General features: G+C 60.4%; 30 protein-coding genes. 15 read left to right on the top strand and 15 right to left on the bottom strand.

The window, feature by feature from the left end:
• Nucleotides 1–5 precede the first annotated feature (5 nt).
• A complete protein-coding gene (locus BM346_RS13520; RefSeq protein WP_092014138.1) occupies nucleotides 6–752 on the bottom strand; it encodes a response regulator in 747 nt (248 codons plus the stop codon).
• Nucleotides 753–965: 213 nt separating this feature from the next.
• On the opposite strand from BM346_RS13520, the gene BM346_RS18115 reads away from it, so the two are divergent.
• A complete protein-coding gene (locus tag BM346_RS18115) occupies nucleotides 966–1,721 on the top strand; it encodes a lysophospholipid acyltransferase family protein (RefSeq protein WP_174805182.1) in 756 nt (251 codons plus the stop codon).
• On the opposite strand, the gene BM346_RS13510 is transcribed toward BM346_RS18115, so the two are convergent.
• From BM346_RS13510 to BM346_RS13495, 4 genes are all read right to left on the bottom strand, one after another.
• Entirely contained in the window at nucleotides 1,637–2,104 is a 468-nt protein-coding gene (locus BM346_RS13510; RefSeq protein ID WP_092014135.1) for an FKBP-type peptidyl-prolyl cis-trans isomerase, read from the bottom strand. The genes BM346_RS18115 and BM346_RS13510 overlap by 85 nt on opposite strands.
• Complete coding sequence (locus tag BM346_RS13505; RefSeq protein WP_092014133.1) at nucleotides 2,104–4,089, bottom strand: acetyl-CoA hydrolase/transferase C-terminal domain-containing protein; 1,986 nt, start codon at nucleotides 4,087–4,089, stop codon at nucleotides 2,104–2,106. Before BM346_RS13505 ends, BM346_RS13510 begins: the two co-directional genes overlap by 1 nt.
• A 117-nt stretch (nucleotides 4,090–4,206) precedes the next feature.
• Entirely contained in the window at nucleotides 4,207–4,527 is a 321-nt protein-coding gene (locus BM346_RS13500) for a hypothetical protein (RefSeq protein ID WP_092014130.1), read from the bottom strand.
• Nucleotides 4,528–4,766: 239 nt separating this feature from the next.
• On the bottom strand, nucleotides 4,767–5,804 hold the full coding sequence (locus tag BM346_RS13495) for an NADP(H)-dependent aldo-keto reductase (protein WP_092014127.1): 1,038 nt from the start codon (nucleotides 5,802–5,804) through the stop codon (nucleotides 4,767–4,769).
• A gap of 223 nt (nucleotides 5,805–6,027) precedes the next feature.
• On the opposite strand from BM346_RS13495, the gene BM346_RS13490 reads away from it, so the two are divergent.
• On the top strand, nucleotides 6,028–7,239 hold the full coding sequence (locus BM346_RS13490; protein ID WP_092014124.1) for a glycosyltransferase family 4 protein: 1,212 nt from the start codon (nucleotides 6,028–6,030) through the stop codon (nucleotides 7,237–7,239).
• A complete protein-coding gene (locus BM346_RS13485) occupies nucleotides 7,208–7,783 on the top strand; it encodes a phosphatase PAP2 family protein (RefSeq protein WP_174805183.1) in 576 nt (191 codons plus the stop codon). The genes BM346_RS13490 and BM346_RS13485 overlap by 32 nt, the downstream gene beginning before the upstream one ends.
• Nucleotides 7,784–7,789: 6 nt before the next feature.
• Here the strand turns inward: BM346_RS13485 and dinB are convergent, their stop codons facing one another.
• Nucleotides 7,790–8,860: a DNA polymerase IV gene (gene dinB / locus BM346_RS13480; RefSeq protein ID WP_092014119.1), complete on the bottom strand. Its 1,071-nt coding sequence runs from the start codon at nucleotides 8,858–8,860 to the stop codon at nucleotides 7,790–7,792.
• An 87-nt stretch (nucleotides 8,861–8,947) separates the two neighbouring features.
• On the opposite strand from dinB, the gene BM346_RS13475 reads away from it, so the two are divergent.
• The 7 genes from BM346_RS13475 to BM346_RS13445 all read left to right on the top strand — a co-directional run bounded on the left by BM346_RS13475 (nucleotide 8,948) and on the right by BM346_RS13445 (nucleotide 13,495).
• On the top strand, nucleotides 8,948–9,241 hold the full coding sequence (locus tag BM346_RS13475; protein ID WP_092014116.1) for a DUF1244 domain-containing protein: 294 nt from the start codon (nucleotides 8,948–8,950) through the stop codon (nucleotides 9,239–9,241).
• Nucleotides 9,238–9,621 carry a HopJ type III effector protein gene (locus BM346_RS13470; protein ID WP_092014113.1) on the top strand — a complete coding sequence of 128 codons (384 nt, stop codon included), beginning with the start codon at nucleotides 9,238–9,240 and terminating at the stop codon, nucleotides 9,619–9,621. The genes BM346_RS13475 and BM346_RS13470 overlap by 4 nt, the downstream gene beginning before the upstream one ends.
• Complete coding sequence (gene minC / locus BM346_RS13465) at nucleotides 9,618–10,379, top strand: septum site-determining protein MinC (RefSeq protein ID WP_092014110.1); 762 nt, start codon at nucleotides 9,618–9,620, stop codon at nucleotides 10,377–10,379. Before BM346_RS13470 ends, minC begins: the two co-directional genes overlap by 4 nt.
• Before the next feature lie 40 nt (nucleotides 10,380–10,419).
• On the top strand, nucleotides 10,420–11,229 hold the full coding sequence (gene minD, locus BM346_RS13460; RefSeq protein ID WP_092014107.1) for a septum site-determining protein MinD: 810 nt from the start codon (nucleotides 10,420–10,422) through the stop codon (nucleotides 11,227–11,229).
• Between the two features lie 5 nt (nucleotides 11,230–11,234).
• Nucleotides 11,235–11,489, top strand: coding sequence for a cell division topological specificity factor MinE (gene minE / locus BM346_RS13455; RefSeq protein ID WP_092014104.1), 255 nt, complete (start codon nucleotides 11,235–11,237; stop codon nucleotides 11,487–11,489).
• A gap of 84 nt (nucleotides 11,490–11,573) precedes the next feature.
• A complete protein-coding gene (locus BM346_RS13450) occupies nucleotides 11,574–12,068 on the top strand; it encodes a CBS domain-containing protein (protein ID WP_092015011.1) in 495 nt (164 codons plus the stop codon).
• 41 nt (nucleotides 12,069–12,109) lie between these two features.
• Nucleotides 12,110–13,495, top strand: coding sequence for a PhoH family protein (locus BM346_RS13445; protein WP_206675729.1), 1,386 nt, complete (start codon nucleotides 12,110–12,112; stop codon nucleotides 13,493–13,495).
• A gap of 12 nt (nucleotides 13,496–13,507) precedes the next feature.
• Here the strand turns inward: BM346_RS13445 and BM346_RS13440 are convergent, their stop codons facing one another.
• Together BM346_RS13440 and BM346_RS13435 are read right to left on the bottom strand one after the other, a co-directional pair.
• The gene (locus BM346_RS13440) at nucleotides 13,508–13,780 is read right to left on the bottom strand and encodes an acylphosphatase (RefSeq protein ID WP_092014098.1); all 273 of its coding nucleotides are present in this window, start codon (nucleotides 13,778–13,780) and stop codon (nucleotides 13,508–13,510) included.
• A gap of 4 nt (nucleotides 13,781–13,784) precedes the next feature.
• Entirely contained in the window at nucleotides 13,785–14,402 is a 618-nt protein-coding gene (locus BM346_RS13435; protein WP_227663009.1) for a Crp/Fnr family transcriptional regulator, read from the bottom strand.
• 122 nt (nucleotides 14,403–14,524) lie between these two features.
• Between BM346_RS13435 and BM346_RS13430 the strand changes: the two genes are divergently transcribed.
• From BM346_RS13430 to ftsH, 3 genes are all read left to right on the top strand, one after another.
• Entirely contained in the window at nucleotides 14,525–14,719 is a 195-nt protein-coding gene (locus BM346_RS13430) for a YgaP family membrane protein (protein WP_092014095.1), read from the top strand.
• A 178-nt stretch (nucleotides 14,720–14,897) separates the two neighbouring features.
• A complete protein-coding gene (locus tag BM346_RS13425; RefSeq protein ID WP_092014092.1) occupies nucleotides 14,898–16,163 on the top strand; it encodes an MFS transporter in 1,266 nt (421 codons plus the stop codon).
• A gap of 123 nt (nucleotides 16,164–16,286) precedes the next feature.
• A complete protein-coding gene (gene ftsH / locus BM346_RS13420) occupies nucleotides 16,287–18,389 on the top strand; it encodes an ATP-dependent zinc metalloprotease FtsH (protein WP_092014089.1) in 2,103 nt (700 codons plus the stop codon).
• Nucleotides 18,390–18,472: 83 nt separating this feature from the next.
• Here the strand turns inward: ftsH and BM346_RS13415 are convergent, their stop codons facing one another.
• The gene (locus tag BM346_RS13415) at nucleotides 18,473–19,132 is read right to left on the bottom strand and encodes a phosphoribosyltransferase (protein WP_092014086.1); all 660 of its coding nucleotides are present in this window, start codon (nucleotides 19,130–19,132) and stop codon (nucleotides 18,473–18,475) included.
• Between the two features lie 69 nt (nucleotides 19,133–19,201).
• Nucleotides 19,202–19,834: a 1-acyl-sn-glycerol-3-phosphate acyltransferase gene (locus BM346_RS13410; RefSeq protein WP_206675730.1), complete on the bottom strand. Its 633-nt coding sequence runs from the start codon at nucleotides 19,832–19,834 to the stop codon at nucleotides 19,202–19,204.
• A gap of 146 nt (nucleotides 19,835–19,980) precedes the next feature.
• Here BM346_RS13410 and BM346_RS13405 point away from each other — a divergent pair, with 146 nt between their 5' ends.
• A complete protein-coding gene (locus BM346_RS13405; protein ID WP_092014083.1) occupies nucleotides 19,981–20,727 on the top strand; it encodes a maleate cis-trans isomerase family protein in 747 nt (248 codons plus the stop codon).
• 17 nt (nucleotides 20,728–20,744) lie between these two features.
• Here the strand turns inward: BM346_RS13405 and BM346_RS13400 are convergent, their stop codons facing one another.
• The 4 genes from BM346_RS13400 to BM346_RS13385 all read right to left on the bottom strand — a co-directional run bounded on the left by BM346_RS13400 (nucleotide 20,745) and on the right by BM346_RS13385 (nucleotide 23,731).
• Nucleotides 20,745–21,170, bottom strand: coding sequence for a secondary thiamine-phosphate synthase enzyme YjbQ (locus tag BM346_RS13400; protein ID WP_092014081.1), 426 nt, complete (start codon nucleotides 21,168–21,170; stop codon nucleotides 20,745–20,747).
• A 103-nt stretch (nucleotides 21,171–21,273) separates the two neighbouring features.
• Nucleotides 21,274–22,338: a succinylglutamate desuccinylase/aspartoacylase family protein gene (locus BM346_RS13395; RefSeq protein ID WP_092014076.1), complete on the bottom strand. Its 1,065-nt coding sequence runs from the start codon at nucleotides 22,336–22,338 to the stop codon at nucleotides 21,274–21,276.
• Nucleotides 22,338–23,243, bottom strand: a complete 906-nt coding sequence (gene rimK, locus BM346_RS13390; RefSeq protein ID WP_092014073.1) for a 30S ribosomal protein S6--L-glutamate ligase — start codon at nucleotides 23,241–23,243, stop codon at nucleotides 22,338–22,340. Before rimK ends, BM346_RS13395 begins: the two co-directional genes overlap by 1 nt.
• Nucleotides 23,240–23,731, bottom strand: a complete 492-nt coding sequence (locus BM346_RS13385) for an ATP-dependent zinc protease family protein (protein WP_092014069.1) — start codon at nucleotides 23,729–23,731, stop codon at nucleotides 23,240–23,242. Before BM346_RS13385 ends, rimK begins: the two co-directional genes overlap by 4 nt.
• Before the next feature lie 216 nt (nucleotides 23,732–23,947).
• Here BM346_RS13385 and phrB point away from each other — a divergent pair, with 216 nt between their 5' ends.
• A complete protein-coding gene (gene phrB / locus BM346_RS13380; protein ID WP_092014066.1) occupies nucleotides 23,948–25,354 on the top strand; it encodes a deoxyribodipyrimidine photo-lyase in 1,407 nt (468 codons plus the stop codon).
• Nucleotides 25,355–25,741: 387 nt separating this feature from the next.
• On the opposite strand, the gene BM346_RS13375 is transcribed toward phrB, so the two are convergent.
• Nucleotides 25,742–26,485: a HesA/MoeB/ThiF family protein gene (locus BM346_RS13375; protein WP_092014063.1), complete on the bottom strand. Its 744-nt coding sequence runs from the start codon at nucleotides 26,483–26,485 to the stop codon at nucleotides 25,742–25,744.
• Between the last annotated feature and the right edge of the window lie 123 nt (nucleotides 26,486–26,608).

Raw genomic sequence — 26,608 nt, 5'->3', positions numbered from 1 at the left:
TTCATTCAGGCTTCCTTGACGAACAGGTAGCCTTTGCTGCGAACGGTCTTGATTCGCCGTGGATGTACCGGATCGTCGCCGATCTTCGGCCGGATCCTGGATACCCTGACATCAATGGAACGATCCTGGCCATCGTATTCGATTCCACGCAGGGCCGTGAAGATCTCTTCGCGGCTCAGTACCCGGCCGGCACTTCTGGCCAAGAGCCAGAGCAGATCGAACTCGGCACTGGTAAGGTCTATGCTTTCGTCGTTCAGCCAGGCCTCACGCATGGAACGGTCCACCACGAGATCATTGAACTGCAGGCGCACCGGTTCTTCGTCGGACTTGCCGCCCCGGCCGGTCTCTTCACCGGCGGCTGAACCGCCGGCCCTGCGCAGAAGTGCCCGGATCCTGGCAAGCAGCACTCTGGGCTTGACGGGCTTACCAACATAATCGTCAGCCCCCATTTCGAGACCGAGGACCTGGTCCAGATCCTCGCTGCGGGCAGTCAGCATGATGATAGGCCCCTGATAGAAGGGCCGGACCCGCCGGCAGATGGAAAGTCCGTCTTCCCCCGGCAGCATCAGGTCGAGGACCACCAGATCCGGGTTTTCATTACGTATACGCTCCACCGCGTTACCGCCGTGGCTCTCATGACTAACCACCAGACCATTACTCTCCAGGTATTCCCGGGTCAGGTCTGCCAAACGTTCGTCATCCTCCACGATGAGGATACGCCAACCTTCGTTTGTCTGTTCCACGCCGTCCATCTCTTCTTGTGTTGTTATCCGTTACGGGCGCCATTGACTTGATGCCACCCTGCGCACCTGAACATATCGCTCCCGGCCGGCACCGCCGGTTTTCACCGGTATCCTGCAAACTCAGGAGCTTACCCCGTTTCTCTAGGCTCAATTATACATACTGGCTGAACAATTACATTGGCACAACACAATGCTACTCACTGTCACAAAAGATAGCAGTTTATGGAAGTGTCGCCACAGCGCCTGGTGTCCCGTCTGGTTAATTCCCGGATTCCCTGCCTGGCGCTGGCAACCTGGCCAACTGAGTACCGGATTGATCGCGTCATCGGCTGCGCCAGTATCGGAATGTCGGACGGCGGCCTCCGTGCCTGGCGTATTGCCCACCACCTCCAGGACCGGTATCTTTGCGCTGACAGCGACCGGGTCTGGCCGCGCCGTTCCCTGCCCCATCTGACCCAGCCGGTCCCGGACCGGCCGGTAGAGATCCCGGCGCTGATTCGCGCCTACATGCGATTGGGGGCAAGGGTCTGCGGCGAACCCTGCTGGGATCCGGAGTGTCGTTGCGCCGAGTTACTGGTGCAGCTGGAAGGCACCACCTCCGCTGGTCTCACCGTCCTGCCCTTCTTCCCGAGGCTGATCGGGGCGGCGGGTTCGGCCGGCGTACCGATTGTTCCGGTCAGTCTCGCCTATCTGAGAGGTAGTGACCCGTGCCACATCTCACCGTTCATTGGTGACGATGAGTTTCACCATCACCTGTTTCGCCTGCTGGCCGCGCCGGCGCCGGAAGTCCGTGTCACCTGGCACGAAGCGGTGACACCCGGGCCAGGGGAAAGCGCCCGCGAGCTGAGCAACCGCGTGCGCGACGTCATCGTCGAGGGTCTTCGCCGGAGCCATCAGAGCGCCGGGGTGAGCGGTTGTCCGGCGGCCACCTCGTCGTCGGTCGCCTCCCGGGCATCAATGATTTCAAGATCGAAATAGAGGGTGAAGCCGGCCAGCGGATGATTCGCGTCCACCCGCACCAGGTTGCCATCCATCCCTACCACCTTGACCACCTGAGCCTCATCGCCGGTATTGGTCTGGAAGGTCATGCCGACCTGGAGGTTTTCCACGCCTTCAAAGGCCGAGCGGGGCACCTTGCGCACCAGCTCCGGCTGATGTTCGCCATAGGCGAGGGCCGCCGGTATCGTCACTTCCAGGCAATCTCCCGGTGAGCGACCGCTGACGGCTTTCTGGATGCCCTCGATGACGCCCGTCGAGCCCTCCAGGAAGTGCAGGGGTTCCCCGCCTTCCGAGGTGTCCACCACCTCGCCCTGGGGGTTTTTCAGCCGGTAGTGAACGGTGTAGATCATGGGTCTTCGCATCAGTCACTCTTCTCATTGGAATCATCGAGGACGCCGGCGTCCGCCAGCGCCACGGCCAGCAGACGTCTGTCGAGCATGGCACCGAAACCACCGCCGGAGGTCAGCCCCATACGCTCCATGTAAGGGTCGAGCTCCGGCCCTTTCGTGTCTGCTCTGACTGCCCTGGCAAAGGTGCGCAGCTTACCACGAGTGGACGCCGTCGCCGACTTCAGGCCCTGAAGTGCCCTGCCCAGAACCAGTTCCTCGTCGGTAAAATCGCAACCGAAGGGAAAAGCAGGGAAGGCGTCACCTCCGCCGATGGATTCAAGGGCGCGCCGGAGCTGGTCCGGCGTGTTCTCCTGCCAGGAGGAAGGTAAAGAGAAATCCTTTCTGACTTTCCCGGCCTTCTGGGCCTGTTTCAGGAGCGACGGCTGAAAACGGGCGTCGGCAATGTGAATCATGGCCAGATAGACTTCTTCGTCCGGCTTGCCCCTGAGGTCGGCAATGCCATATTCGGTGATCACAATATCCCGAAGGTGTCGCGGAATGGTGCAGTGGCCATAGCTGAATACGATGTTGGATACGGTCTCGCCATGCTTCTCCCGGGTACTGCGCAGCGTGATAATCGACCGGGCATTGGCCAGGGCGTGGGCCATGGCGACAAAGTTGTATTGGCCACCGACTCCGCTGATTACCCGGCCATCCTCCAGACCGTCGGAGATTGCGGCACCGGACAGCGTGTGCATCATCGCTGAGTTGATGAAACGGGCATCCTGTCGCTGGGCTGCCTTGAGACGCTGGCTGCCGAAACGGTGGTCGTACAGGTCATTGATGAAATTCACGCTGGTCATGGAAATCCGGCTGCGTTCCTGCTCACTGAGCCCCCGCAGCTTCTGATAGAAGTCCCTTGGCCCCAGGAAAAACCCGCCGTGCATGACCACACCGGCGGCTGATACTGCCTCACCCCGGTTGGACCGTTCCTGATCCTCCAGATCGTCGTAGACCTTGCGCTTCAGGATGCCGGCTTCCATCAGGTACAGGAATCCGTCAACCATCATCTCGCTGCAGCCGTAAAGCCCCTCCCGGAACGGCCCCCGGTCGCCCTCCGTGGTCACGAACGGGAAACGGGTCGCAACCCGCAGTTTGTCGTAAAGGGCCTGCCACTGGTCGTTGTGCTGGTGCCTGAGGATTGTGCTGTGAACCACCGCAGCTCCGAGTGAGCCAATACCCACCTGAAGCGTGCCACCATCCCGCAGCAGGGTGCTGGCGTAGAACCCGATCATATGATCCGCCGGGCTGATCGAGGACTGGGGCACCGGAAACAGGGGGTAGTCGGTTTGTGGCTGCTCGAGCAGCAGGTCGAAGGCCGGGGCCCCTATGGCCGCATCGTGCCCGAACCAGGGCAGCGAGCCGTTCAGCTCACCCACCACCGCCACCTTGCGGCCTGCCTCCTGCTGTCGCCGGAGTTCAGGCAACAGGTCGAGGGTCAGGTCCGGGTTGCAGCTGAGGCTGAGATCTCCGCCGGCTTCGGCGGGCGGCGCCACCATCTGGAAAACCACGTTGATGCCCTGGGCGAGCAGGTCACGGACAGCGTGGGTGTAATTGGTGCAGACGTAATGGCGTTGCTGCTCCTCATTTCCTATGAAATCACCCGCCTTGAAGAAGAATTCCGAAACCCGCACATTTGCCGGCAGACGTTGGTCGAGCACATCCCGGGCGTAGGCCAGCTCCGGCACATCGCCGTAAAGCCGCCGAACGAAGGGTTCGAGAAAACGCTTTTCCAGGGAAGAGCTGCCTTTCGGAGCCAGCAGAGAGATGGCGGTAACGATGTGGAGATCAATGGAGGGATCCTGCCTGGCTCGCTCATAGAGCGCATTTGCCAGCCTGACCGGTTTACCGAGCCCCAGGGGCAGACCCAGCACGATCTTTTTCCCAACCTTCTGGATGACCGCTTCAACGCAGGCTTCGGGCGTGTCTTTTCTCAAGCTGTCCGGTGCGTATGACATGATTGTCCTTGCCCTCCCTCGGAATGATTCACCAGCGTGATCATCCCATGGCAGTCGGGGCCTGACAAATGCGGACGCCGATTGAAGGCGGATGAGTTTTCAGGTTGGGGGGAGGAATCAGAACTTCCACTGCAGATTGAGCGCTGCGCCATCGTTGATCAGGGCAATGGAGTGCTCGGCATGAACCGACTCCGAGGCGTAGTGCCGGCCTGAACGACCTGGCTCGCCGGACAGCCGCCAACTCAGAAACATCGATCCCAGGTCCATCAGGGCATCCTGACCGTCATAGACAAAATCACCGGACATCCGGTCCTGAATTTCAGCGGAACTGCCCTGATAGATCTGATTGGGGAGGGCCTCCCGTTCGCCGGCCTCTGCACGGACGACGAAGGCCAACGTATTCAGGACAAGCAGTGCGATAAAGAGGCGAATGATCATGGGGTTCCAGCCAGTAAGTGAGCGCGGCGAATGGTAATAACCTTCATGACTCAAGTCTAATGGTTTACTGACGTAACTCTGTGATTTTCAGCACAGTGAACCGGGGGATTTGGCAGTGTTTTGTGACGCTTTGTAACAGGAGGTGTCGCGTCCCCGTTCAGGCTTTCTTCCGGCGGGGGATGGGGCAGCAGCAGTGGCAAAGAGTCTCCGCTTCTGTGAAGCGGAGACCGGCGGCAACCTCAGGGGCAGGGGTAGGTGAATTCCTGATGGAGCTCTTCCAGAGCCCGGCGCAATTCATCGCTGAGGATGATCTCATGGGAGTCAATGTTCTCCTTCAGCTGGTCCATGGTTGTCGCGCCAATGATGTTGCTGGTGACGAAGCTGCGACTGTTGACCCAGGCCAGGGCAAGCTGGGCAGGGGTCAGCCCGTGCTCACGGGCGAGATCGCAATAGGCGGCGGTCGCTCGCTCTGCCCGCTCACCCAGATACCGGACGAACCGCTCGAACAGCGTTATCCGGGCATTATCCGGACGCCGGCCGCCCAGGTACTTGCCCGTCAGCATGCCGAAGGCAAGGGGCGAATAGGCCAGCAGCCCCACATCCTCCCGATGGGCGACCTCCGCCAGTGCCAGTTCAAAGGTGCGGTTCAGGAGGTTGTAGGGATTCTGGATACTGACCGGACGGGCCCAGCCTTTCTGCTCGGCCAGTTGAACGTACTTCATGGTGCCCCAGGCGGTCTCGTTGGAAAGTCCCACATGACGGATCTTGCCCTCTTTGACCAGTTCGTCCAGGGCGCCCAGGGTTTCCTCGATAGGGGTGAACTCCTCGGGCTCCTTGTGGCGGTAGGCGAGCTTTCCAAAGAAGTTGGCGTTCCGGTCCGGCCAGTGCACCTGATAGAGATCAATGTAATCTGTCTGCAGGCGTTTCAGGCTGCTCTCGCAGGCGGCACGAATATGGTCGCGGGAGAGCCGCGGCCCGTTGCGCAGATAGGTCAGCCCATTACCCGGCCCGGCCACCTTCGAGGCGATCACCAGATCATCGCGCCGACCGCGCCTTGCCAGCCAGTTGCCCAGGTACTGTTCGGTCAGGCCCTGGGTTTCCGCTCTGGGCGGCACCGGATACATTTCGGCGGTATCAATGAAGTTGATGCCTTGGCCCACCGCATAATCCAGTTGCTCGAAGGCTTCCTGTTCGGTGTTCTGCTCCCCCCAGGTCATTGTTCCCAGGCATATCATGCTGACGTCCAGACCCGAGCGGCCCAATTTTCGCTTTTCCATTCTTCCTCCGGTCAATGTGCAGGTTACAGCGGTTGTTCCGAACGCAGGCCTGAAGCCCCGCCAGGGGCGCCCCGCGGATTCAACGCAATGTCATGGTGCTGACGCTTCGCTGTCATGTTTTCTTTCCATAGTGGGTATAACGCAATGCCCCAACCGCCGGCACTGTTGTTGAAAGTCAAAGAGGTTACCCGCAACCGCCTGAATCATCCAGCAGGGTTCCCCAATGAGTACAGCCAGTGGTAAGCGCCAGCAAGGTCGTCATATCGCCATTGTTTCCGAAACCTTTGCACCGGAAATCAACGGTGTTGCCAACACCCTGACGCACCTGTGCCAGGGCCTGATGGCGGCTGGCCACCGGGTCCAGGTCGTGCGGCCGCGGCAGAGGGACGAAGGGAACCAGGCCTGCTCCGGTTCCTCCCTTTGTCAGGAGGTTTTCACGGTGGGGGGCATCCCCCTCCCGGGATACAGGGCTCTGCAGTTCGGTGTCAGCCGCAGTGCCCCTCTGCGCAGGCTCTGGCAGCAAAGCCGGCCAGACACGGTCTATGTAGCCACGCCGGGGCCCCTGGGAATAGCCGCAGTCAACGCCGCCCGGAAACTGGGGATCACGGTCTGTTCCGGATTTCACACCAACTTCCACCGTTATTGCCGCCACTACCACGCAGGATTCCTCGAACCGGCACTACGCCTTTACAGCCGCTGGTTCCACAATCGTACGGACCTCACCCTGGCGCCCACCCGGCAGATGGGCGCCAGGCTACAGGGCATGGGCATCCACCCGGTCGCTCCCTGGAGCCGCGGCGTGGACTGCCAGCGATTCAGCCCTCAGCGACGGGACGAGCTGCTCCGGGAACGCTGGGGACTGAAGCCCCAGGACCGGGCAGTGCTCTACGTGGGTCGGCTTGCCCCTGAAAAGAATCTGCAGCTGGCGGTTTCCTGCTTCGAGCGCATCCAGGCCCTGCATCCCCGCGCCCGATTCATTCTGGTGGGTGAGGGACCGCTGAGAGCAAAGCTGGAACAGCGGCATCCGGAATTCATTTTCTGCGGTGTACAGAAAGGGGACGCTCTGGCCAGGCACTACGCCTCCGGGGACCTGTTCCTGTTTCCCAGCAAGACCGACACCTTTGGCAATGTCGTCACTGAAGCCATGGCAAGTGGCCTTGCGGTTGTTGCCTTTGATGACGCCGCCGCAAGCGAGCATATCCGACACCAGGAGAACGGCATGATGGCAGCGCTGGTGGACGATGACGCCTTTGTGGAGCACGCCCTGACCCTGGCCCAGCAAAATACCCTGCTGGGCAATATCCGCAGCCAGGCCCGCCTGGACGCCCTGGACCTGGACTGGACCAGCCAGGTGGAACAGTTCGAACAGCTTACCCTCAATTCCGACAGGAGAGCCCGCTATCATGCCATCACCCCGGGCATCACGCTTCTTTGAGCAGGTAGACCAGGCGGAGTTTGCCTTCTGCCGCTCCATTAACCGCAGCCTCCGGTTTCGCCCGGTGCTGATGTGGTTCCAGGTGATAAGCCGGCTGGGCGATGGCTGGCTCTGGTACGGACTGATTCTGGCACTGCCGCTGCTCTATCCCCGGGAAGGCCTCGCCGTGGCCCTGCTGATGACCGCCGCCGGGTTAAGCTGCACGCTGACCTACAAGCTGCTCAAGCGCTTTCTGGTGCGGGAGCGGCCATTCATCTCCTTTCCCACCATCCATTGTGGCACACAGCCGCTGGACCGCTACAGTTTCCCCTCGGGCCACACCCTCCATGCGGTCTGTTTTACCACGGTTCTTGCCATGTCCCTCCCGGCAATCGCGCTCCTGGTGCTGCCATTCACCCTGATGGTGGCGGCGTCTCGGGTGGTGCTCGGTCTGCACTACCCGAGTGATGTGTTCGCGGGCGCGGTCATTGGCTTTGTGATCGGGTTACTCACCATGACCGGGGGTGCGGAACCGCTGCTGGCGATGTTCGCAGAACCTGGCTGAGGCGCTCTACTCGAAAAGCCTAAGCTGGGTGACCGGCGCGGTATCGTCCCGGAACCGCACCCCGACCCCCAGCAGACGGACCGGCCGCTCTTCGTCCGTTACCAGTTCGTCCAGCAATGGCAGAAATTCATCCATTACCGGCAATGCTCCCGAGCCCGGCTCCCGGACCCGCTCCAGGGTGTGGGTGGAAAAATCGCTGTAACGGATCTTGATAACCAGCTTGTGCAGGGGTTTGCTGCCGCTCTTGCGCTCGAGGCGCCGGTGCAGGTCATCCACCAGCCCCTGCATCACCTGCAGGCATGCGTCCTTGCCAGGCAGGTCCCGGGCAAAGGTGCGCTCCACACTCACCGACTTGGCGATGCGGGTCACCACCACCTCACGCTCATCGTGGCCATGGGCCATTTCCCACAGCCGCAGGCCCTGCTTGCCAAAGACCCTGGCCAGTTCAGGCTGTCCGACACCCTGCAGATCCTGGCAGGTGCGGATTCCCATATCGTGAAGCTTGCCGGCTGTCACCCTGCCCACGCCAAACAGTTTCTCCACCGGCAACGCCGCAACAAACCCGGCAATCTGCTCCGGCGTGATCACGAACAGGCCGTCCGGCTTGTTCCAGTCGCTGGCGATCTTGGCCAGAAACTTGTTTGGCGCCACTCCGGCCGAGACCGTGATACCGATTCGCTCATGAACCTGCTCGCGGATGTGGCGGGCGATCAGGGTGGCACTTCCCTGAAAGGCCTCCACTTCACTCACATCGAGAAAAGCCTCGTCCAGGGACAGGGGTTCGACCAGTTCGGTTATCTCGCGGAAAATGGCCATCACCTGGCGGGACACATCACGATATTTCGCCATGTCGAGGGGCACCATTACCAGGTCGGGGCACAGCCGGCGGGCCTCTCCGCCCGGCATGGCGGACCGGACGCCGAAAGCCCGCGCCCGGTAGTTACAGGTGGTGACCACGCCGCGACCGCCCTGCCCGCCCACGGCAATGGGGACCTCCCGCAGGGACGGGTCGTCACGCATTTCCACGGCGGCGTAAAAACAGTCGCAGTCGATGTGGATGATCTTGCGCTGCGTCATGTCTTGCATCTGTATAAACGTACAGCCTTGTATCTTATGGTATCTTGCCGAGAATGTCAGACATTCAGGGAACAGGAACTCACTAACATGAACGATCAACTCTCGGGTCAGACCCGGACCGAAATCGAGGCGGCCGCCTTTCGCCGCCTGGTCAATCATCTGCGGGAGCACCCGGAGGTGCAGAACCTGGACCTGATGAACCTGGCCGGGTTCTGCCGCAACTGCCTGTCAAAGTGGGTCCGGACCGAGGCCGCCGAGCGTGGTATCGAACTGTCGGATCCCGAAGCCCGTGAGCACATTTACGGCATGGCCTATGATGACTGGAAGGCAAAGTACCAGAAAGGTCCCAAGCAGCCCCACACGGGAGAACATGACGGATGAATCTGAACGAAGCCCTGAGGATCCATCTGGCTTCCCTGGATGCGGGTCACTCCGATTTTGAGGACACGCTCACTTTGCTGGAGCGCTACTTCGACTATCTTCCCGCCGGTTTCCATAATGGCCCGCTCTACAACAGGCCGGGCGAGAACGAAGGCTCCTGCAGGATTTTCGCCCTGGGCCAGTTCGGCAATCTCGGTGAAGCCCAGACCCTGTCCCTGTTCGGCCGCCACTACAGGTCCGTGCTGGACGATCCGGCCGGCAGCAACCATGGCAACATCCGCCAGTTCATGACCACCGGCTGGTCCGGTATCCGCTTCGAGGGACCGGTCCTGAGACCGGCCGTCGACAAGAACCCCTCAACCCAGGAAATCCAGGAATGACCGATGCCCCGCAGGCCGCAGAAAGGCCGGCATTTCAGCTCAAGAGTACCACTGTTTCCCTGACCGCCCTCGAGCTGGCCTACTTCGATACCGACTCCTTTGAAGCCACCCTGCGGGACAAGATCCGTCAGGCTCCCGGTTTTTTCCGCGATATCCCCATTATCGTCAGCCTGGACCACTTCGAGGGACCGACCGGCGAGCTGGACTTTTTCAAGCTGCTGGGCATCTGCCGCCGGCATAATATTCACGTGGTCGGGGTACGGGGCGGTAACGACGATCAGCGCCGACTGGCTCGCAACGCGGCTCTGGCGGTGCTGCCGGGAAGCGGTCGCGGTGACCGTGAAGCCACAGCTCCGGAGCAGGCACCCGAAGCGGAGCCGGCACTGGAGCCGGTGGGGGCCCGTCCGGTCTCTGCCAACCCCGCGGCGGCACGGGTTGTCACTCAGCCGGTGCGCTCCGGCCAGCAGGTTTATGCCCCTGAAGGGGATTTAATCGTTCTGGCTTCAGTGCAGGCTGGCGCAGAGGTGCTGGCGGCAGGTAACATTCACGTCTACGGTCCGCTTCGCGGCAGGGCCCTGGCCGGTGTCAACGGGCTGGAGGAAGCACGGGTATTCTGCCAGTCTCTGGAGGCGGAGCTTGTATCCATTGCCGGCCATTATAAAATTTCGGAAGATCTGCAGGCGACCGGCTGGAAAGCCCCGGTGCAGATCCAGCTCAGGGACGACCTGCTGGTGGTGACACCGCTGGACCGTGCCTGAAACCCCCGCAAATCCAACATCAGCAGACAGGATCGCAACCTTGGCTAGAATCATTGTAGTCACATCAGGCAAGGGCGGGGTGGGCAAAACCACCACCAGCGCCTCTATCAGCACGGGCCTCGCCCGTCGCGGCCACAAGACGGTGGTTATCGATTTCGACGTGGGCCTGCGCAATCTCGATCTGATCATGAACTGTGAACGGCGGGTGGTGTACGATTTCGTCAACGTCATCCAGGGCGAGGCGTCACTCAACCAGGCACTGATCCGGGACAAGCGGGTCGAGACCCTTTACATCCTACCCGCCTCCCAGACCCGGGAGAAAGAGGCCCTGACCAAGGAGGGCGTGGAAAAGGTCATCAACCAGCTGTCCGAGACCTTTGACTACATCGTCTGCGACTCCCCCGCCGGCATCGAGCATGGCGCCCTGATGGCCCTTTACTACGCCGACGAGGCCATCGTGGTCACAAACCCGGAGGTGTCATCCGTTCGGGACTCCGACCGTATCCTGGGCATCCTGCAGAGCAAGTCCCGACGCGCGGAGATGAACCAGGACCCGGTCAGGGAGCATCTGCTGCTTACCCGCTACAACCCGAGCCGCGTTGAAAAAGGCGAGATGCTGTCGGTGGCGGACGTGGAGGAGATCCTGGCGATCCCCCTTCTGGGTGTGATTCCCGAGTCCCAGGTGGTACTCAATGCCTCGAACCAGGGCACGCCAGTGATTCTTGAAGAACAAACCGACGCCGGTCAGGCTTACGACGACGCCGTGGCACGGCTTCTGGGCGAGGAGCGGGAGCACCGCTTCATGGATTCCCAGAAGAAAGGCTTCTTCGCTCGGATGTTCAAGGGGTAAACAGGATGAGCTTCCTCGACTACTTCCGGTCCCGCAAGACCGGATCTGCCAGCGTTGCCAAAGAGCGGCTGCAGATCATTGTGGCCCACGAAAGGGGCAAGCGGGACCAGCCGGATTACCTGCCTCAGTTACAGCAGGAACTGCTTGCAGTAATTCGCAAATACGTCCAGATTGATGACGACATGGTTCAGGTGGAAGTGGACCGAAATGAAGACTGTTCGGTGCTGGAGTTGAACGTCACCCTGCCTGAACGCCGATAAACCGCAATCAGGCCCGGTCAGTCACTTACCGGGCCGACGGACGCCGGCGCCCCGCCGGCGCCTCTCATGGAATGGGGGCTCAACATGAACGTTCTGGCCCGTGACATCATGACCCCGAGCGTAAAGGCCGTATCGGCGTCCTGGACCATGGATCACCTCGCCCGTTTTCTTACCGAGAATGAGATCACCGGCAGCCCGGTGGTTGATGACAACAACGACATCGTCGGCATCGTCACCCTCAAGGACATCGCCGAATTCCGCTGGTCCTCTGACCGGAAACCCAAAGCCTGGGCAAGACTGGGGCCCGAGGAACAACGGGAGGCGAGACGATTGCGCCTGGCCTTCCTTGAGGAAATGACCCGTTTACCGGTTGAAGTTCGCGATATCATGACGCCGCAGGTTTTCTCGGTTGACGAATCCACACCGGTGAGAGACATTGCGGATATCATGATGGGAGAGCATCTGCACCGGATCTTCGTTAAAAACGATCAGAAAATAACCGGCATCATAACCACTTACGACATGCTCAAACTGATCTCCGACAAATCCCTGACCCGTCGTTGCGCCGCCAGCGACTGACCTCAGGGGTTTGAACGCCTGCCAGAGAGGTATTGCGCCCTATGCCCAGAGCACCGCAAGCTCGCCGAAAAATGTATGTTCTTGACACCAACGTCCTGATTCACGATCCCAACGCCCTCCTCAATTTCGAAGAACACGATGTCATCATTCCGATGACGGTCCTTGAAGAGCTCGACAGCCTCAAGTCCGGAAAACAGGCGGTGGCGGCGGACTGCCGTCAGGCGATTCGCAATATCGACAAGGTGCTGGGCGATGCCAGCCCCAAGATCATCGAAAAAGGCGTCCCGATCGTGCGGGCCAAGAAGGCGGAGCCGCTGGGCACACTATCCATCCTGATGAGTACCGGTCATGCCGGCGCTGACTCACTGCCGGAACACCTGAACGACAACAAGATAATCAACACCCTGGCGGAGCTGCAGTCGAGATACAAGTCACGGGATATCATCCTGGTGACCAAGGACATCAACATGAGGTTGAAGGCCCGGGGCTTCGGGGTCGAGGCCCAGGACTATCACAATGACCAGTTGCTGGACGACATCGACCTTCTGCCCAAGGGCTACCACGAGTTCCCCAACTCCTTCTGGGACAAGATCCAGAAGGTGGAAACCGTGCAGCGGGAAGCCATCACCGAGCATATCCTCAAGCGGGAAGGCGAGCTGACCAGGCTCCACATCAATGAGTTTGTGCTGGACCAGCAGGGCTTTATAGGCAAGGTGGTCGACATTGACGAGGATCGCCTGGTACTACAGGACCTGCACCGGCAGGACCTTCTGGACGAGGAAGTGTGGGGACTGGTTCCCCGGGACATATACCAGGCCATCGCACTGCACCTGCTGCTGGACCCCGAGGTTCACTTGGTCAACCTGACCGGCTCCGCCGGTTCCGGCAAGACCATTCTGGCGCTGGCCGCCTGTATCGAGATGACGGTGGCCAGCAAGATGTACAAGCGCATCATCGCCACCCGCTCCACTCAGGGGCTGGATGAGGACATCGGTTTCCTGCCCGGCACCGAGGCTGAGAAAATGGAGCCCTGGCTCGGCGCCATCGTGGATAACCTCGAGGCACTCCACGAAGACGATGAGAACATGACCGCGAGCGTGGACTACATCCTCAGCAAGGTGCCACTGCACTTCAAATCCATGAATTACATCCGCGGACGCAGTTTCCAGCACAGTCTGATCATCATCGACGAGAGCCAGAACCTGACCCCCCACCAGATCAAGACCATCATCACCCGTGCGGGCAACGGCTCCAAGGTGATCTGCCTGGGTAACCTGGCCCAGATCGACACCCCTTATCTCAGCGGCCTAAGCTCCGGCCTGACCTACATGACGGAGCGTTTCAAGGGCTTCCGTCATGGCGGCCATATCCACCTTCAGGGTGTGCCCAGATCCGTCCTCGCGGAGTACGCCGAAGCCAATCTCTGATGGAGCCCGGCTTCAGCGGACTTCAAAACCGCTGAAGCCTCCCGTAGCGGGCCTGGACTCGCTTCGCACCGTGGCAACCTCCGCCGCGGGAGACCCCTGCCAGCACCAGTCCTCGAACTGCTCGAGCTCGTCTTCGGAGCCCTCGGCAACGATTTCCACCCGCCCGTCCGGAAGGTTACGGGCGTAGCCCTGGAGGTTCAGCTCATTCGCTTTCTCCTGGGTGCAGGCCCGGAACGACACACCCTGAACATGGCCTTCCACCAACAAATACCGTTGCTGACTCATCACATCACCTCTCCAGATATTCCACTTTGCCACGGGCAAGCCTGACCTGCCCCTGGCGCTCCATTTCCTTCAACAGACGGCTGATCACCTCACGGGCGGTGCCCAGCTCTACGGCCAGCGCCTGGTGGGTGACAGCAGCCGGCCGACCCACCGCATGGGCGCGCAACCAGCCCGTCAGGCGCTGATCCATCCTTCCGAAGGCGACCTCCTCGACCAGAAGCATCAGATCATCAAGACGTCGACCGTAGGACGCCATTACCCGCTGCCGGAACTCCCCCGATTGCGCCATCAGTTGATCAAAGACCACGCTGGGCAGTAACAGGGCCTCAGTCGGTTCTTCCACATGAGCCTCTGCCCGATAACCGCGGCCCGCCATCAGACATCCTATTGACAGTGTACATAGATCATCGGCCCCCATGCGATAAAGTACGATACCGTGCCCGGACGCACCCAGCATCTGCACCCGCACCGAGCCTGACAGAACCATTGGCAGGCCGCGACAGCCATCCCCCGCCCGGAACACCATGTCGCCCGGATTCAAACGCACCCTTTGGGCCGAAGCCATCGCCTCTTCGCGAAGGTGGGCCGGAAGACACTGGATCAGAGCATGCTCATCCGCCACGAAACGCCCTCACTCTGAAAATGAATATTCATATAACCAATGTGACTTTATCACTGAGCCTCTGCTGTCGTCAGGGTAAATTGGTCTGTGACCATAGCCACTGAACAGAAGGAGACACAGACATGACCAAGAACATGGGAACCGCCGACCGCGCCATCCGTGCCGTTATCGGCCTCATCCTGCTGAGCCTAGTATTCATGGGGCCGCAAACACCTTGGGGCTGGATTGGCCTGATACCGCTGGTGACAGCCGCCATCGGCCTGTGCCCGCTGTATTCCCTGATCGGCATCAGGACCTGCCCCGCCGGCCGGAAATAGTCACCGGTCCGGACCACTGCCACCGTGGCGTCGGGCAACATCCGGCGTCGCGGCTTGCCCAACCGACCTCCAGCCGCGATGCTCTGCCTATATCTCTCGACGAACAGGCATCATTGACGTTATTCCCTTATTCGCCTACTTTTCGATAGTCTACTAACAACATCGCGGTGCCCCTCCCATGACCCAAGATACCCGTCCGCCGCTGCCGCTGATGGTTGCCACCGGCATGATGTGCACCATTACCCTCGTGGTGTTTGCCAGGCTGGCCTATGGCCTTGTGCTTCCGGGCATGCGTGACGGAATGGGCCTCAGTTATGCCCAGGCGGCCAACCTGGGCACGGTGACCGCCCTGGGCTATCTGACCCTGCTGATGGTGGCCGGGGTTTTTGCCTCTCGCTACGGGGGAAAGCAGGCCATCTTCCTGGGGCTCTGCTTCGCCGCCTTTGGATTCACCGGGCTGGCGCTGTCCGACAACTACTGGCTCAGTATGATGATGATGGCCATGCTGGGGTTCGGCACCGCATTCGGTTACACGCCGCTGATCTCGCTGCTGGGCAGCTGGTACCCTGAAAAGCGGGGAGCGGTGATCGGGTTCGCCAATGGTGGCGTGGGGCTGGGCCTGTTTATCGCAGGCGCACTGGTCCCCTGGCTCACTACCCGCTTCCCCGAGGAGGGATGGCGGCTGGTGTGGGGTGTCTTCGCCATCGCCGCCCTTACCGTGGCGCTGGTGGTGGCGGCATTCCTGAGAAATCCGCCCCGGGGTGGGGGCAGTGGAAGTCCCTCAGAGCCGGTCCCGGCGGCCCGCTCCGGTGTCTATCGCAATGCCCACGTCATTAACGTGGGACTGATCTACGGAGTGGTCGGAACGACCTACATCGTCCAGACCATCTTCATGTTCAGCTATGCCCTGGAGTCCGGCGTACCCACCCTGACCGCCGGACGCCTGGCGGCCGGCATGGGCCTGCTGGGAATGATTGCCGGACCGTTCTGGGGCTGGATATCCGACCGCCTGGGACGCTCAAATGCCCTGGTGCTCTGCATGACCTTCTGTTCCGGCGCCATGGCCCTGCCGGTGATCTCCCCTACTCTGCCGGCATTCGCGGCACACTACATCATCATGGGTCTTTGCGTCTCGGGACTGTTTACCTCGGTACTGGCCGCCTCCACCGAAACCGTACACCCCCGCCTGGCGCCCATCGCGGTAAGTTATGTCACTCTTTTCTTTGCCATCGGACAGCTGATCGGCCCGGCCGCGGCGGGGCTGGTCATCGAATGGACAGGAGGCTTCCAGGTGGTATTTGCCATCACCTCCTCCATCATGGCGTTTGGTGTTCTGCTGTGCTGGTACAGCCGTAAAAGCCAACAACGGATGCTGGCCGGCTCCGGACGGGGTGGGTCGCGAAATACTACGCTGGCGCCTGCGGCAAAAGCCCCGGGAGAGTGAGGGGGAACCGGTGCCCGGGTTTGCGTCCGCCGGCGAGAGAAACCCCGGACCGGTTGAAATACCAGTCTGAGGCTTCATCGTAGTAGATGATTATCCTGTTAATTTTTGGACGGAGGGCTCCAGATGGCCGACGCCAGTAAGGGTTCAGAGCATAACCCGGACCAGAAATCCCCGGAACCGGAAAAAGACCGCAAAGAACCGACTGACCCCATGGGCCAGCTGGGCGAACGCGGAAACCGGCCATCGCCCCGGATGCCACCCTTCCTGAACTACCTGGTCATCGCCCTGATCATTTTCTATGGTATTCAGCTGTTCTCCGGCCCGGGAATGGAGGAACTGGATTTCACCGAATTCAAGCAAAGGGTCGAGGCCGGCGAAGTTGCCAGTGTCACCATCGAAGGCCACACCATCACCGGAACATTTGCCTCAAAAGAAGCGGGTGATGCGGGAGAACTGGCTGAACAGCCCCGGGACCGGTTTCAGACCCAGGTGCCTGAAGTAGGAGATCCCCAGGTGGTGGAGCTCCTTGAACAGAACAACGTCACCATCGAGGCGGAGCCGTCCGAACCCCAGTGGTGGTCACGCCTCTTGGTGGGTCTTCTCCCCTGGCTGCTGATCGCGGCGCTGATCTTCTACTTCTGGAGACGAATGCAGGGGCAGATGGGAGGTGGCCAGCAGGGCGGCCTGTTCAGTTTTGGCAAGTCCAGGGCCCGTCGTTACAGTCGTGACGATCCACAGAAGAGCTTCGACGACGTGGCCGGATCGGAAGGCGCCAAACGCGATCTGACGGAAATTGTCGAATACCTGAAGGACCCCACCTACTACCAGAAACTGGGTGCGAAACTGCCCCGGGGCGTATTGATGGTCGGTCCTCCGGGTACCGGAAAGACCCTGATGGCCAGAGCCGTGGCTGGCGAGGCCGATGTGCCTTTCTTCTCCATTTCCGGGTCCGAGTTTATCGAGATGTTTGTGGGCGTGGGGGCGTCCCGGGTCCGCAACATGTTCGAGGAAGCCCGCAAGGAATCACCCTCCATCATCTTCATCGATGAGCTGGACGCCATCGGTCGCGCCCGCGGCGCCGGTGTCGGCGGTGGCCACGACGAACGGGAACAGACCCTGAATCAGATACTGTCGGAGATGGACGGCTTCTCTCCCCACGAGACCGTGGTGGTGATCGCCGCCACCAACCGCCCGGACGTGCTGGACCCGGCTCTCCTCCGCCCGGGTCGGTTCGACCGTAAGGTAACCCTGGACCGTCCTCACCGGGAGGCCCGCAAAGAGATACTGAAAATTCACACCAAACCCCTGCCCCTGGACGAGGATGTCTCGCTGGATGCCATCGCACGCCGGACCGTCGGCTTCTCCGGTGCGGATCTCGAGAACCTGGCCAATGAGGCCGCTCTGTTCGCCGGGCGGGACGGAAGCAATACGGTTGCCATGGGGCACTTTGATAAGGCCAGGGACAAGCTGCTGATGGGGGCAGAACGTGAACAGACCATCAACGACAAGGAAAAAGAGCTCATTGCCTACCACGAGTCGGGCCATGCGCTGACCGCCCTGCTGTTCGCCAACGCCGACCCGCTGGAAAAGGTCACCATCATACCCCGCGGCCAGGCGCTCGGGGCCACCGAACAGGCGCCGGACGAAGACCGCCTGAACATGACCGCCAGCTATGCCCGCGACCGTATCGCGGTCATGCTCGGGGGCCGCGTCTCGGAGCAGGTGATATTCGGGGAGGTCAGCAGCGGTGCACAGCAGGATATCGAGCAGGCAACCAAACTCGCCCGCCGCATGGTTTCACAGTGGGGCATGAGCGATGCCATCGGCCCTGTTTCGGTAAGCGCCAGCCAGGAGGAAGTGTTCTTGGGCCAGGACATCTCCAAGGAGCGGGAATTCAGTGATGCCACCGCCGAGAAAATCGACGAGGAAGTGCGCAAGCTGATCACGCAGATTGAATCGGACGTGAAGCAGAAACTGGAAGAAAACCGCAAGCGCCTGGAAACCCTGGCTGAACACCTTCTGGAAGAGGAAACCCTGGAAGCGGATCGGATCAGCGAGCTGCTCGACCTGCCGGCCGGGTCAGAACACAACGACGGTCGGGAAGAAACGGATCGCAAGCAACGGGGCGGGGATCCCGGCAAGTCCGATCAGGAAGATCAGTCGTCCGGTGAGGAAGGCATGAATGAGGACCAGGACGACACAAGTGAGAAAGTGGAAAAGGGGTAGAGTCCCTGACTGAGGCAAGCCCATCCAGGAGCCCCTGAATACTGCTACCTGAGGGTATTCAGGGGCCGGGATTGACCGCCTGATCAGCCTGAGTCCTCGTTCTCCCATGCATCGTTCAGCAGGGAACGGACTTCATCGTCGCTGGTCTGGCCAAAGCTCTGGTACCACTGGCCAATGGAGGAAAAATTCTCCGGCGTGGAGAGGCAGATGACTTCATCGGCTTCCCGGGAAAACCTGTCGATGGTTTCCTTCGGCCCTACGGGCACGCCCACCACCACGCGTTTTGCACCTTGCTTCCTGCAGGCCTGCATGGCCGCGCGCATGGTGGCGCCGGTGGCAATGCCATCATCCACCAGGACCACGGTCCGCCCTTCGATTTCCGGCAAGGGCCGGTCCCCGCGATAGGTGGTCTCGCGCCGCTCCAGTTCCGCCTGCTCTTTGTCCGCCACCCGTTCGATCTGATCGTCCGAGACCGGGATACGTCGAAGGGCGTCATCATTCATGATCCGCACACCACCGCTGGCTATCGCACCCATGGCGAATTCCTCATGACCAGGAAAACCCAGCTTGCGAACCACCATCAGATCCAGCGGTGCTTTCAGGTGCCTCGCGACCGGCGCGGCCACCGGAACCCCGCCCCTGGGCAACGCCAGTACCAGCACATCACCGTCGTCACGATATCGACCGAAAGCCTTTGCCAGGTGTTCTCCTGCAGTCGTGCGGTCCTTGATCGGCAGTTCCATGGTCACCTCCTGAATATTTTATGGCTTCATTGGTGTACCTGCGGCTTCCTCCGGACATATCAATGGGGATCAATCAGTTTCCCTGTCGCCGGCGGCGGAGCGGGCGTGATACCTTACCCTGACCGGTTCCGACAGTTTCTCAGGATGTTTTGGCGTGACACTGGCGAAACACTCGTAGATGCGCTCCAGATCCGCTTCCAGATCTTCCGTGGGCTCCAGGATAAGTGGAAACCGGAGCTCCTTGTGGCGATAGTCAATCACGGTGACCACAATGGGCACGCCTGTCCGAAGGGCAATGTGATGAAAGCCGGTTTTCCATCTGGCGGCGCCGCTACGGGTTCCCTCCGGAGTGACCGCCAGAATCAGACGGTCACTTTCCATCATCTCGCGGGCGGCCTGGCCCACCACGCCTCCGGGTTTGCTGCGATCCACCGGCACACCACCGAGCCGCCTCAACAGCCAGCCCAGCGGTCCCCTGAAAAGATTGTGCTTGATCAGAAAACGGGCTTCCACACCCAGTGCGACGGCCGCGGTGAGACCGATCACCCCGTCCCAGTTCGAGGTATGGGGACCACCCACCACCACGGACTTGTCCACATCCGGAAACGGCGGGACCCGCCAGCCAGCCAGGTTGATTAGCGCCATGGCAATTCGCTGGGCGAGGGTCCGGGTCTGCGGTTTCGCTTTGTTCTGTCTGCCCAAGATACGGCCTCCTCAGTGGCAAGGTGGCCATTGTAATGGAACCGGGGCCTCACTCAAGCTGGTGTCCAGAGTTACCGCGACCAGTTTGACCCCTCCTTACCACTACCATAGTCTGGTAAGACAGCACGCGCGAGAAGGACTCCGTGATGACCCAAGAGCATCCCCAGACCGCCCGCATCGGTTTTCTCTACCCGGGGCATGCCGCCGAGGACGACTATCGCCGCCTGGGCCGCCATGTGCTGCCACCGGCCGATGTGCACCTGATTCATACCGATTTCCTCGAGGATGCCCACACGGTGCCCGCCCTCGCGGAAATGGGCAGTGAGCCCCGCCTTGCGGCTGGCGCCCGGGAACTGGCAGATCACGGAGTGGAGTCGGTCCTCTGGGCTTCGACCAGTGCCAGTTTCGTACTTGGCCTGGAGGGCATTCGACGGCAGATTGATGCCCTGGAAAAAGCGCTTTGCGTTCCCGCCTCAACCACTGCCATGGCATTTGCCAGGGCCGTTACCCTGATCAACGCCCGCCGGGTCGCCATCGCGGCAACCTATCCCGAGGATGTGGCCAGCCTTTTCAGGGTCTTTCTCGAGCACTTTGACATAGAAGTGGTTCACATGACCGGTCAGGGAATCACCACCGCGGCAGAGGCGGGGACTCTGGGGCGTGACGACGTGCTTGGCATGGCCCGGGACAATAATCATCCCGACGCCGAAGCCCTGCTGATCCCCGATACCGCACTGCACTCCGCAGCCTGGCTGATGGAGCTGGAGCACACGGTGGGCAAACCGGTCCTGACCGCCAACCAGGTGAGTTTCTGGGAGGCTCTCCGGCTGTGTGGAAAACTCCGCCCGCAAAAGGGACTCGGCACCCTGTTTGAACTCACGCCCTGGATCTGACACCAGTGTCCCGTCTCTTACCACCGCCCCTGCAGGGTCGCGATAATCCGGCGCTCACCGCCGCGGTTACGGTGTTCACACAGGTAAATACCCTGCCAGGTGCCCAGGGCCAGATGGCCGCCACTGACCGGAATGGTCAGGCTGGGTCCGATCAGAATGCTCTTGATGTGGGCCGGCATGTCGTCCGGCCCCTCCAGTGTGTGTTCAAAGTGAGGCGCATTTTCCGGCACCATCACGTTCAGGTGACGCTCGACATCGCCCCGCACGTCCGGATCCGCATTCTCGTTGATGGCAAGCGATGCTGAGGTATGCTGGATGAACAGGTGCAACAGCCCCACCTGGCAGTTGCGCAGGTCAGGGCCGCTGGACAATACCTCGTTGGTAATCAGGTGAACACCTCGTGGGTATTGCGGTAACTCCACTGTGGTCTGGTCCCAGATCATGCCTGGTTTCCCCCTGATGGTTTTCGAGTGTGAAGCGGAATTCGCAACCGCTATTCTCGGTGCCTGCCCCGCCATCCATACTTCGGGTACTCGTTCCCTTTTCCTACCTGGGGTCATTGTCCCAGGGATGCACCGGGAGCACCGCCTCGGTGACTTCCGGGTCCAGCGAGGAACGGAAGTAATCCATGGCTTTTTCCGCCTCGCCCAGTTCGTCAAAACGGGCAACGTGGTAAATGGCCTCGCCCTCGTTTACCAGGGGCAGATTGTTCACGCAGATCACGATACCGGAAATCGGCGAAGTCACGCTGACTTCGGTTTCACCGAAAGGATCCGCCACCATCGCCAGGCGCTGGCCCTTGCGCACTTTCTGGCCAAGCCGGGCCACCGGCCGCATGATGCCGTCGATATCAGCCCGTACCCAGGTGGACGTGGCTGCCGTCTCGGAACGCTTGCGAGGACTTTTCGGACCTTTCTTCGCCGGGATCATGTCGAGGGAACGCATCACCCGGACAACGCCTTTTACCCCGCTGGCGATAACCACTTCGTCAAATCTCAGGGCCTCACCTCCCTCGAAGGTAATAACCGGAATATCCAGGGAGTCGGCGTATTCCCGCAGGCTGCCCTCCCTCAGGCTGGCATTGAGAATGATCGGCGCGCCGAAGGCTTCCGCCATGCGCGCCGTCTCAGGGTTCTTGAGCTCGGCCCGGATCTGGGGCAGATTGAAACGGTGTACGGCGCCGGTATGCAGGTCGATGATGTGGGTGACCTTCTCCATGATCTGGGTCCGCAGAAGATAGGCGATACGGCCACCCAGCGAACCACTCTCGGAGCCGGGGAAACACCGGTTCAGATCGCGCCGGTCAGGCAGGTAGCGGGTGCGCTGGACAAAGCCAAAAATATTGACGATGGGAACCGCCACCAGGGTGCCCCGCAAATGCCGCAGTGCCGAATTCTTCAGCACACGACGGACGATTTCCACACCGTTGATTTCATCCCCGTGGATGGCTCCGCAGACCATCATGACAGGTCCATCACGACGGCCGTGCACCACTTCGACCGGAATGTTCAGGGGCGTATGGGTATACAGCTTCGCCACCGGCACCTCAATGGTCTGCCGGGTGCCTGCCTTGATTTCAGTATCCGCGATAACGAAGGGAGCACGAGCCACTAACCTCTTCCTTTTGTCTTGGTTTTCCAGGGTTGCTGATTGCGTTCGGTCCAGCTGATGATCATTCCCGCCACGTTCTTGCCGGTAGCATTTTCGATACCTTCCAGACCGGGAGACGAGTTGACTTCCATGACCAGCGGCCCACGGCTGGAGCGCAGCAGATCAACGCCGGCCACATTGAGCCCCATGGACTTGGCCGCCGTAATGGCGGTGCGGCGCTCTTCCGGAGTAATCCGGATCAGTGATGCGGTACCGCCACGGTGCAGGTTGGAACGAAACTCTCCTTCCGCGCCCTGGCGCTTCATGGCGGCAATCACCTTGTCGCCAATAACGAAGCAGCGGATGTCGGCGCCACCGGCTTCCTTGATGAACTCCTGCACCAGAATGTCCGCCTTGAGGCCCATAAAGGCTTCAATGACGCTTTCCGCCGCCTTGCGGGTCTCCGCAAGCACCACGCCGATGCCCTGGGTGCCCTGCAACAACTTGATCACCACCGGAGCGCCGCCCACCATCTTCAGCAGCTCCGGCACGTTGTCCGGCTTGTTGGCAAAACCGGTTACAGGCATGCCAACCCCCTTACGGGCCAGCAGCTGCAGCGAGCGTAACTTATCCCGGGAGCGGGTAATGGCCACGGATTCGTTCACCGGGAATACACCCATCATTTCGAACTGACGCAGTACCGCCGTGCCGTAAAAAGTCACCGAGGCGCCGATCCGGGGGATCACTACATCGAAGTCTTCCAGGATTTCTTCGTGGTAGTGGATCTGGGGCTTGGCGGACGTGATGTTCATGGAACAGTGCAGCGCGTCAACCACCCGCACCTCATGGCCCCGGTTGATACCCTCTTCCACCAGGCGACGAGTCGAATACAGGTGCCTGTTACGGGAGAGAATCGCTATCTTCATTCTTCAGTCCTTAGTGCCGGATCTCCGGCCAGGTAGGAGGCTTCAGGTAATACGGTGCAACGTCCGGCCATGGCCGTGCGTCCAAGTAGCATGCGAAACCGCATGGTGTCGCGATTCGTCAGTGTCATCTCGATGGGCCAGATCTGGTCGCCCACCATCACCCGGGTCTCAATCACCAGTCGCAATTCCTTGTGGCCACCGGAATCCGTTACCGAGCGTTCGTCGATCACAGCGGCATCGCATTCCGCCACTTCCTGAAGGTCGTTCTGTTTCGGATGTACCCAGAACTTCACTCTCCTTTGTCCGTCCACGGTATAGGGCTCGGTTCGGAAGGTGTGCAGACAGGAAGTGCGGGCGCCGGTATCCACTTTAGCCTTGAGCAGAGGGATGTCCAGATCCGGCAGTGCGAGCCATTCTCTCCAGCCGAGAGCGACTCGTTCCGCCACACCTTCACCAGGCGCCTGTTTGGTTGGAACGTTTCCGGGCATGCTTTGGCTCCTTGTCGGACGATTCGGGCTGCGCCAACGCGTAAAAACAGGGCGCATTAGAGGGGGCAATGCCAATGCGCTCAATACGCATAATTGCCAACGAAGATTCTTATTGCCGATATACACTTACTATAATCCAGGCTGGCAGCACCAGCGAATATAAGCAGCGACGCTAACAAACCCATTTAGAATTAACACTTGTCCCGGGGCCTTTTCATGACCCAACTGGTATGGTTTCGCAATGATCTGCGTACCGCCGATAATCCTGCACTCGCCGCCGCCTGCAAACAGAAGGAGCCGGTCCAGGCCGTTTTCCTGATAACACCGGACCAGTGGTCGGAACACGACTGGTCACCGGCAAAGGTGCAGCTCATCCTGGACCATCTGGATGACCTTGGACAACAGCTGGCGGACCTTGGCATTGTGCTGCACATTCTTCAATGCGGCGACTTTACCGCCAGTGAGGACAAAATTGCTTCCCATTGTCAGGACCATGGCATCGCTCATGTGCACTTCAATGAAGAATACGGCGTCAACGAGCGCCGTCGCGACCGGCGTATCCGCGAACAGCTTGGCCGGGCCGACATCCGGGTCAGCAAGTACCGGGACCAGACCGTCGCGCCGGTCGGCACCATACTCACCGGCAGGAACGAACCCTATTCCGTGTTTACGCCATTCGCCCGCAACTGGCGGCAATGGATCGACGAAACATCCCCAACCCTCTTCCCGGTTCCGGAGCCGAACGGCGAAGCGTTCGCCTGGAAAAAACACGGTCTGAGTGCCACGGATCTCGGTTTCGACACACCGCCCCCGCTGCTGGTGCCACCCAGTGAGCAGGCGGCCCATGACCAACTGGAGCGCTTCCTTGATGAGCGGTGCGGTGACTACAGCAGCCTGCGGGACTTTCCCGCGGTGGACGGCACCAGCCAGCTGTCCCCTTACCTTGCCATTGGCGTGCTGTCGGGCCGCCAGTGTCTGATCGCGGCCAGACAGGCTCAGGGCCAGGGTGGCAATCAGGAGGGGTTCAGCACCTGGGTCACCGAAATCGCCTGGCGGGACTTCTATATCAATATCCTTTACCACTACCCCAGGGTATCCATGCACAGGGCGTTCAAGGAGGACACCGAGGCGTTGGACTGGAACCCGCCCGGAGAGCATTTCGAGGCCTGGAAGGAGGGCCGTACCGGCATTCCCATTGTCGATGCAGCCATGCGCCAGCTGCGGGAAACGGGCTGGATGCACAACCGCCTGCGAATGGTCACCGCCATGTTCCTCAGCAAGAACCTGTTCATTGACTGGCGCCACGGCGAGGCCTGGTTCATGGGCAACCTGGTGGACGGCTTCCTTGCCTCGAATAACGGGGGCTGGCAGTGGAGCGCTTCCACCGGCACCGACTCGGCACCCTACTTCCGGGTCTTCAACCCGGCGACCCAGAGTGAGCGGTTCGACCCAAAGGGAGAGTTCATCCGCCGCTGGGTGCCAGAGCTGGAGAAGCTGGACAACAAGCGGATTCACAACCCTGGAGCAGGTGGCGAGATTCCCAAGGGCTACCCTCGGCCCATCGTGGATCTCAAGGAGAGCCGGAAGGAGGCTATTGCAAGGTTTCAAGCCCTGAAAAAGTGAGAATAAATCTCAAAGCGAATAGCACCCAAGATCGAAGCACGTAAGGTGAGGCCCTTTTCCGGGACCTTCAAAAACAGGGACGTTTTTGAAGAGCCTCCATGGATGGATTTACGGCGTGTCCCGGAAAAGGGCATCGCCTTGCGGGCCCAGGCACGGATTTACAGTCCTCCAGGACTGATGCCCAGAGGGATTGGCACCTGAAGCGATACCTTTTTCCAGGACACGCCCCGCAAGTACGTCCATGTAGGGCTCGACGAGCGCCATCCCTGGCGCTCGACGGTCCTGGAAAAAGGTCTCACTCCATGCGCTTTCTAACATTGGTGCTATTCGCAGGAAGAAAAAACCTCTGTTCCAGAACGCCCTTGAGGAGAACTGACAACGCATAATCTAACCGCATACCTGACAATCCGGATCCCGCGCCAGCTTCATTTCCCGCCACTCCATCTGCCAGGCATCCAGAATCAGCAGGCGACCCACCAGGGGCCGGCCCTTGCCGGAAATTACCTTGATGGCCTCCATGGCCTGAGTAGTGCCTATCATGCCCACCAACGGGCCGATCACGCCAGCCTCCGAACAGGTCAGGTCTTCATTGCCCTGCTCCGGGTAAAGACAGTGGTAACAGGGACTGGCCTCGTTCCGGGAATCGAACACCGACACCTGCCCTTCCCCACGAATGGCAGCACCGGACACCAGCGGTATTCTCGCGCTGACGCAGGCCCGGTTGAGGGCGAAGCGGGTATTGAAGTTGTCGGTGCAGTCCAGGACCAGGTCCACGTCGGAAACCGCCTCCGCCAGCGCCTCGCCTTCCAGTCTTTGCTCTCTGAAGGTGACCGAGATGTCCGGGTTAATCGCGCGAACACGATCCGTCAGGGCCTCGGCCTTGGAATGACCAAGTGCATTATGGTCAAACGCAATCTGGCGCTGAAGGTTTGCCAGCTCCACCTCATCATTGTCCGCCAGAACCAGCCCGCCAACACCAGCCGCGCCCAGGTACAGGGCCACGGGGCAGCCCAGGCCGCCACAACCAACCACCAGCACCCGGGCCTTCTTGAGAGCCAGCTGGCCTTCAACATCAAACCGGGGAAGGAGCAGCTGGCGGCTGTATCGCAGAAGTTCATTGTCGTTAAGCATTTCAAAACCCTTGGTTAGCCACGGAATCCACGGAAGTACACGGAAAATAGAAAGAAATCTGTATCAAGGACACTCACGAACCGGCACGGACGAAATGATTTAATCCTTTAAGAAATCTTCTGT

The sequence above is a fragment of the Marinobacter daqiaonensis genome, from assembly GCF_900115285.1.
Taxonomy (GTDB): Bacteria; Pseudomonadota; Gammaproteobacteria; order Pseudomonadales; family Oleiphilaceae; genus Marinobacter; species Marinobacter daqiaonensis.
This window is presented reverse-complemented; position numbering and strand designations above follow the sequence as displayed.

What these genes read in the sequence shown, in the direction of transcription:
- BM346_RS13520 (WP_092014138.1), bottom strand. Translation starts at nt 752, where the DNA reads ATGGACGGCGTGGAACAGACAAACGAAGGTTGGCGTATCCTCATCGTG.
- BM346_RS18115 (WP_174805182.1), top strand. Translation starts at nt 966, where the DNA reads ATGGAAGTGTCGCCACAGCGCCTGGTGTCCCGTCTGGTTAATTCCCGG.
- BM346_RS13510 (WP_092014135.1), bottom strand. Translation starts at nt 2,104, where the DNA reads ATGCGAAGACCCATGATCTACACCGTTCACTACCGGCTGAAAAACCCC.
- BM346_RS13505 (WP_092014133.1), bottom strand. Translation starts at nt 4,089, where the DNA reads ATGTCATACGCACCGGACAGCTTGAGAAAAGACACGCCCGAAGCCTGC.
- BM346_RS13500 (WP_092014130.1), bottom strand. Translation starts at nt 4,527, where the DNA reads ATGATCATTCGCCTCTTTATCGCACTGCTTGTCCTGAATACGTTGGCC.
- BM346_RS13495 (WP_092014127.1), bottom strand. Translation starts at nt 5,804, where the DNA reads ATGGAAAAGCGAAAATTGGGCCGCTCGGGTCTGGACGTCAGCATGATA.
- BM346_RS13490 (WP_092014124.1), top strand. Translation starts at nt 6,028, where the DNA reads ATGAGTACAGCCAGTGGTAAGCGCCAGCAAGGTCGTCATATCGCCATT.
- BM346_RS13485 (WP_174805183.1), top strand. Translation starts at nt 7,208, where the DNA reads ATGCCATCACCCCGGGCATCACGCTTCTTTGAGCAGGTAGACCAGGCG.
- dinB (WP_092014119.1), bottom strand. Translation starts at nt 8,860, where the DNA reads ATGACGCAGCGCAAGATCATCCACATCGACTGCGACTGTTTTTACGCC.
- BM346_RS13475 (WP_092014116.1), top strand. Translation starts at nt 8,948, where the DNA reads ATGAACGATCAACTCTCGGGTCAGACCCGGACCGAAATCGAGGCGGCC.
- BM346_RS13470 (WP_092014113.1), top strand. Translation starts at nt 9,238, where the DNA reads ATGAATCTGAACGAAGCCCTGAGGATCCATCTGGCTTCCCTGGATGCG.
- minC (WP_092014110.1), top strand. Translation starts at nt 9,618, where the DNA reads ATGACCGATGCCCCGCAGGCCGCAGAAAGGCCGGCATTTCAGCTCAAG.
- minE (WP_092014104.1), top strand. Translation starts at nt 11,235, where the DNA reads ATGAGCTTCCTCGACTACTTCCGGTCCCGCAAGACCGGATCTGCCAGC.
- BM346_RS13450 (WP_092015011.1), top strand. Translation starts at nt 11,574, where the DNA reads ATGAACGTTCTGGCCCGTGACATCATGACCCCGAGCGTAAAGGCCGTA.
- BM346_RS13445 (WP_206675729.1), top strand. Translation starts at nt 12,110, where the DNA reads ATGCCCAGAGCACCGCAAGCTCGCCGAAAAATGTATGTTCTTGACACC.
- BM346_RS13440 (WP_092014098.1), bottom strand. Translation starts at nt 13,780, where the DNA reads ATGAGTCAGCAACGGTATTTGTTGGTGGAAGGCCATGTTCAGGGTGTG.
- BM346_RS13430 (WP_092014095.1), top strand. Translation starts at nt 14,525, where the DNA reads ATGACCAAGAACATGGGAACCGCCGACCGCGCCATCCGTGCCGTTATC.
- BM346_RS13425 (WP_092014092.1), top strand. Translation starts at nt 14,898, where the DNA reads ATGACCCAAGATACCCGTCCGCCGCTGCCGCTGATGGTTGCCACCGGC.
- ftsH (WP_092014089.1), top strand. Translation starts at nt 16,287, where the DNA reads ATGGCCGACGCCAGTAAGGGTTCAGAGCATAACCCGGACCAGAAATCC.
- BM346_RS13415 (WP_092014086.1), bottom strand. Translation starts at nt 19,132, where the DNA reads ATGGAACTGCCGATCAAGGACCGCACGACTGCAGGAGAACACCTGGCA.
- BM346_RS13405 (WP_092014083.1), top strand. Translation starts at nt 19,981, where the DNA reads ATGACCCAAGAGCATCCCCAGACCGCCCGCATCGGTTTTCTCTACCCG.
- BM346_RS13400 (WP_092014081.1), bottom strand. Translation starts at nt 21,170, where the DNA reads ATGATCTGGGACCAGACCACAGTGGAGTTACCGCAATACCCACGAGGT.
- rimK (WP_092014073.1), bottom strand. Translation starts at nt 23,243, where the DNA reads ATGAAGATAGCGATTCTCTCCCGTAACAGGCACCTGTATTCGACTCGT.
- BM346_RS13385 (WP_092014069.1), bottom strand. Translation starts at nt 23,731, where the DNA reads ATGCCCGGAAACGTTCCAACCAAACAGGCGCCTGGTGAAGGTGTGGCG.
- phrB (WP_092014066.1), top strand. Translation starts at nt 23,948, where the DNA reads ATGACCCAACTGGTATGGTTTCGCAATGATCTGCGTACCGCCGATAAT.
- BM346_RS13375 (WP_092014063.1), bottom strand. Translation starts at nt 26,485, where the DNA reads ATGCTTAACGACAATGAACTTCTGCGATACAGCCGCCAGCTGCTCCTT.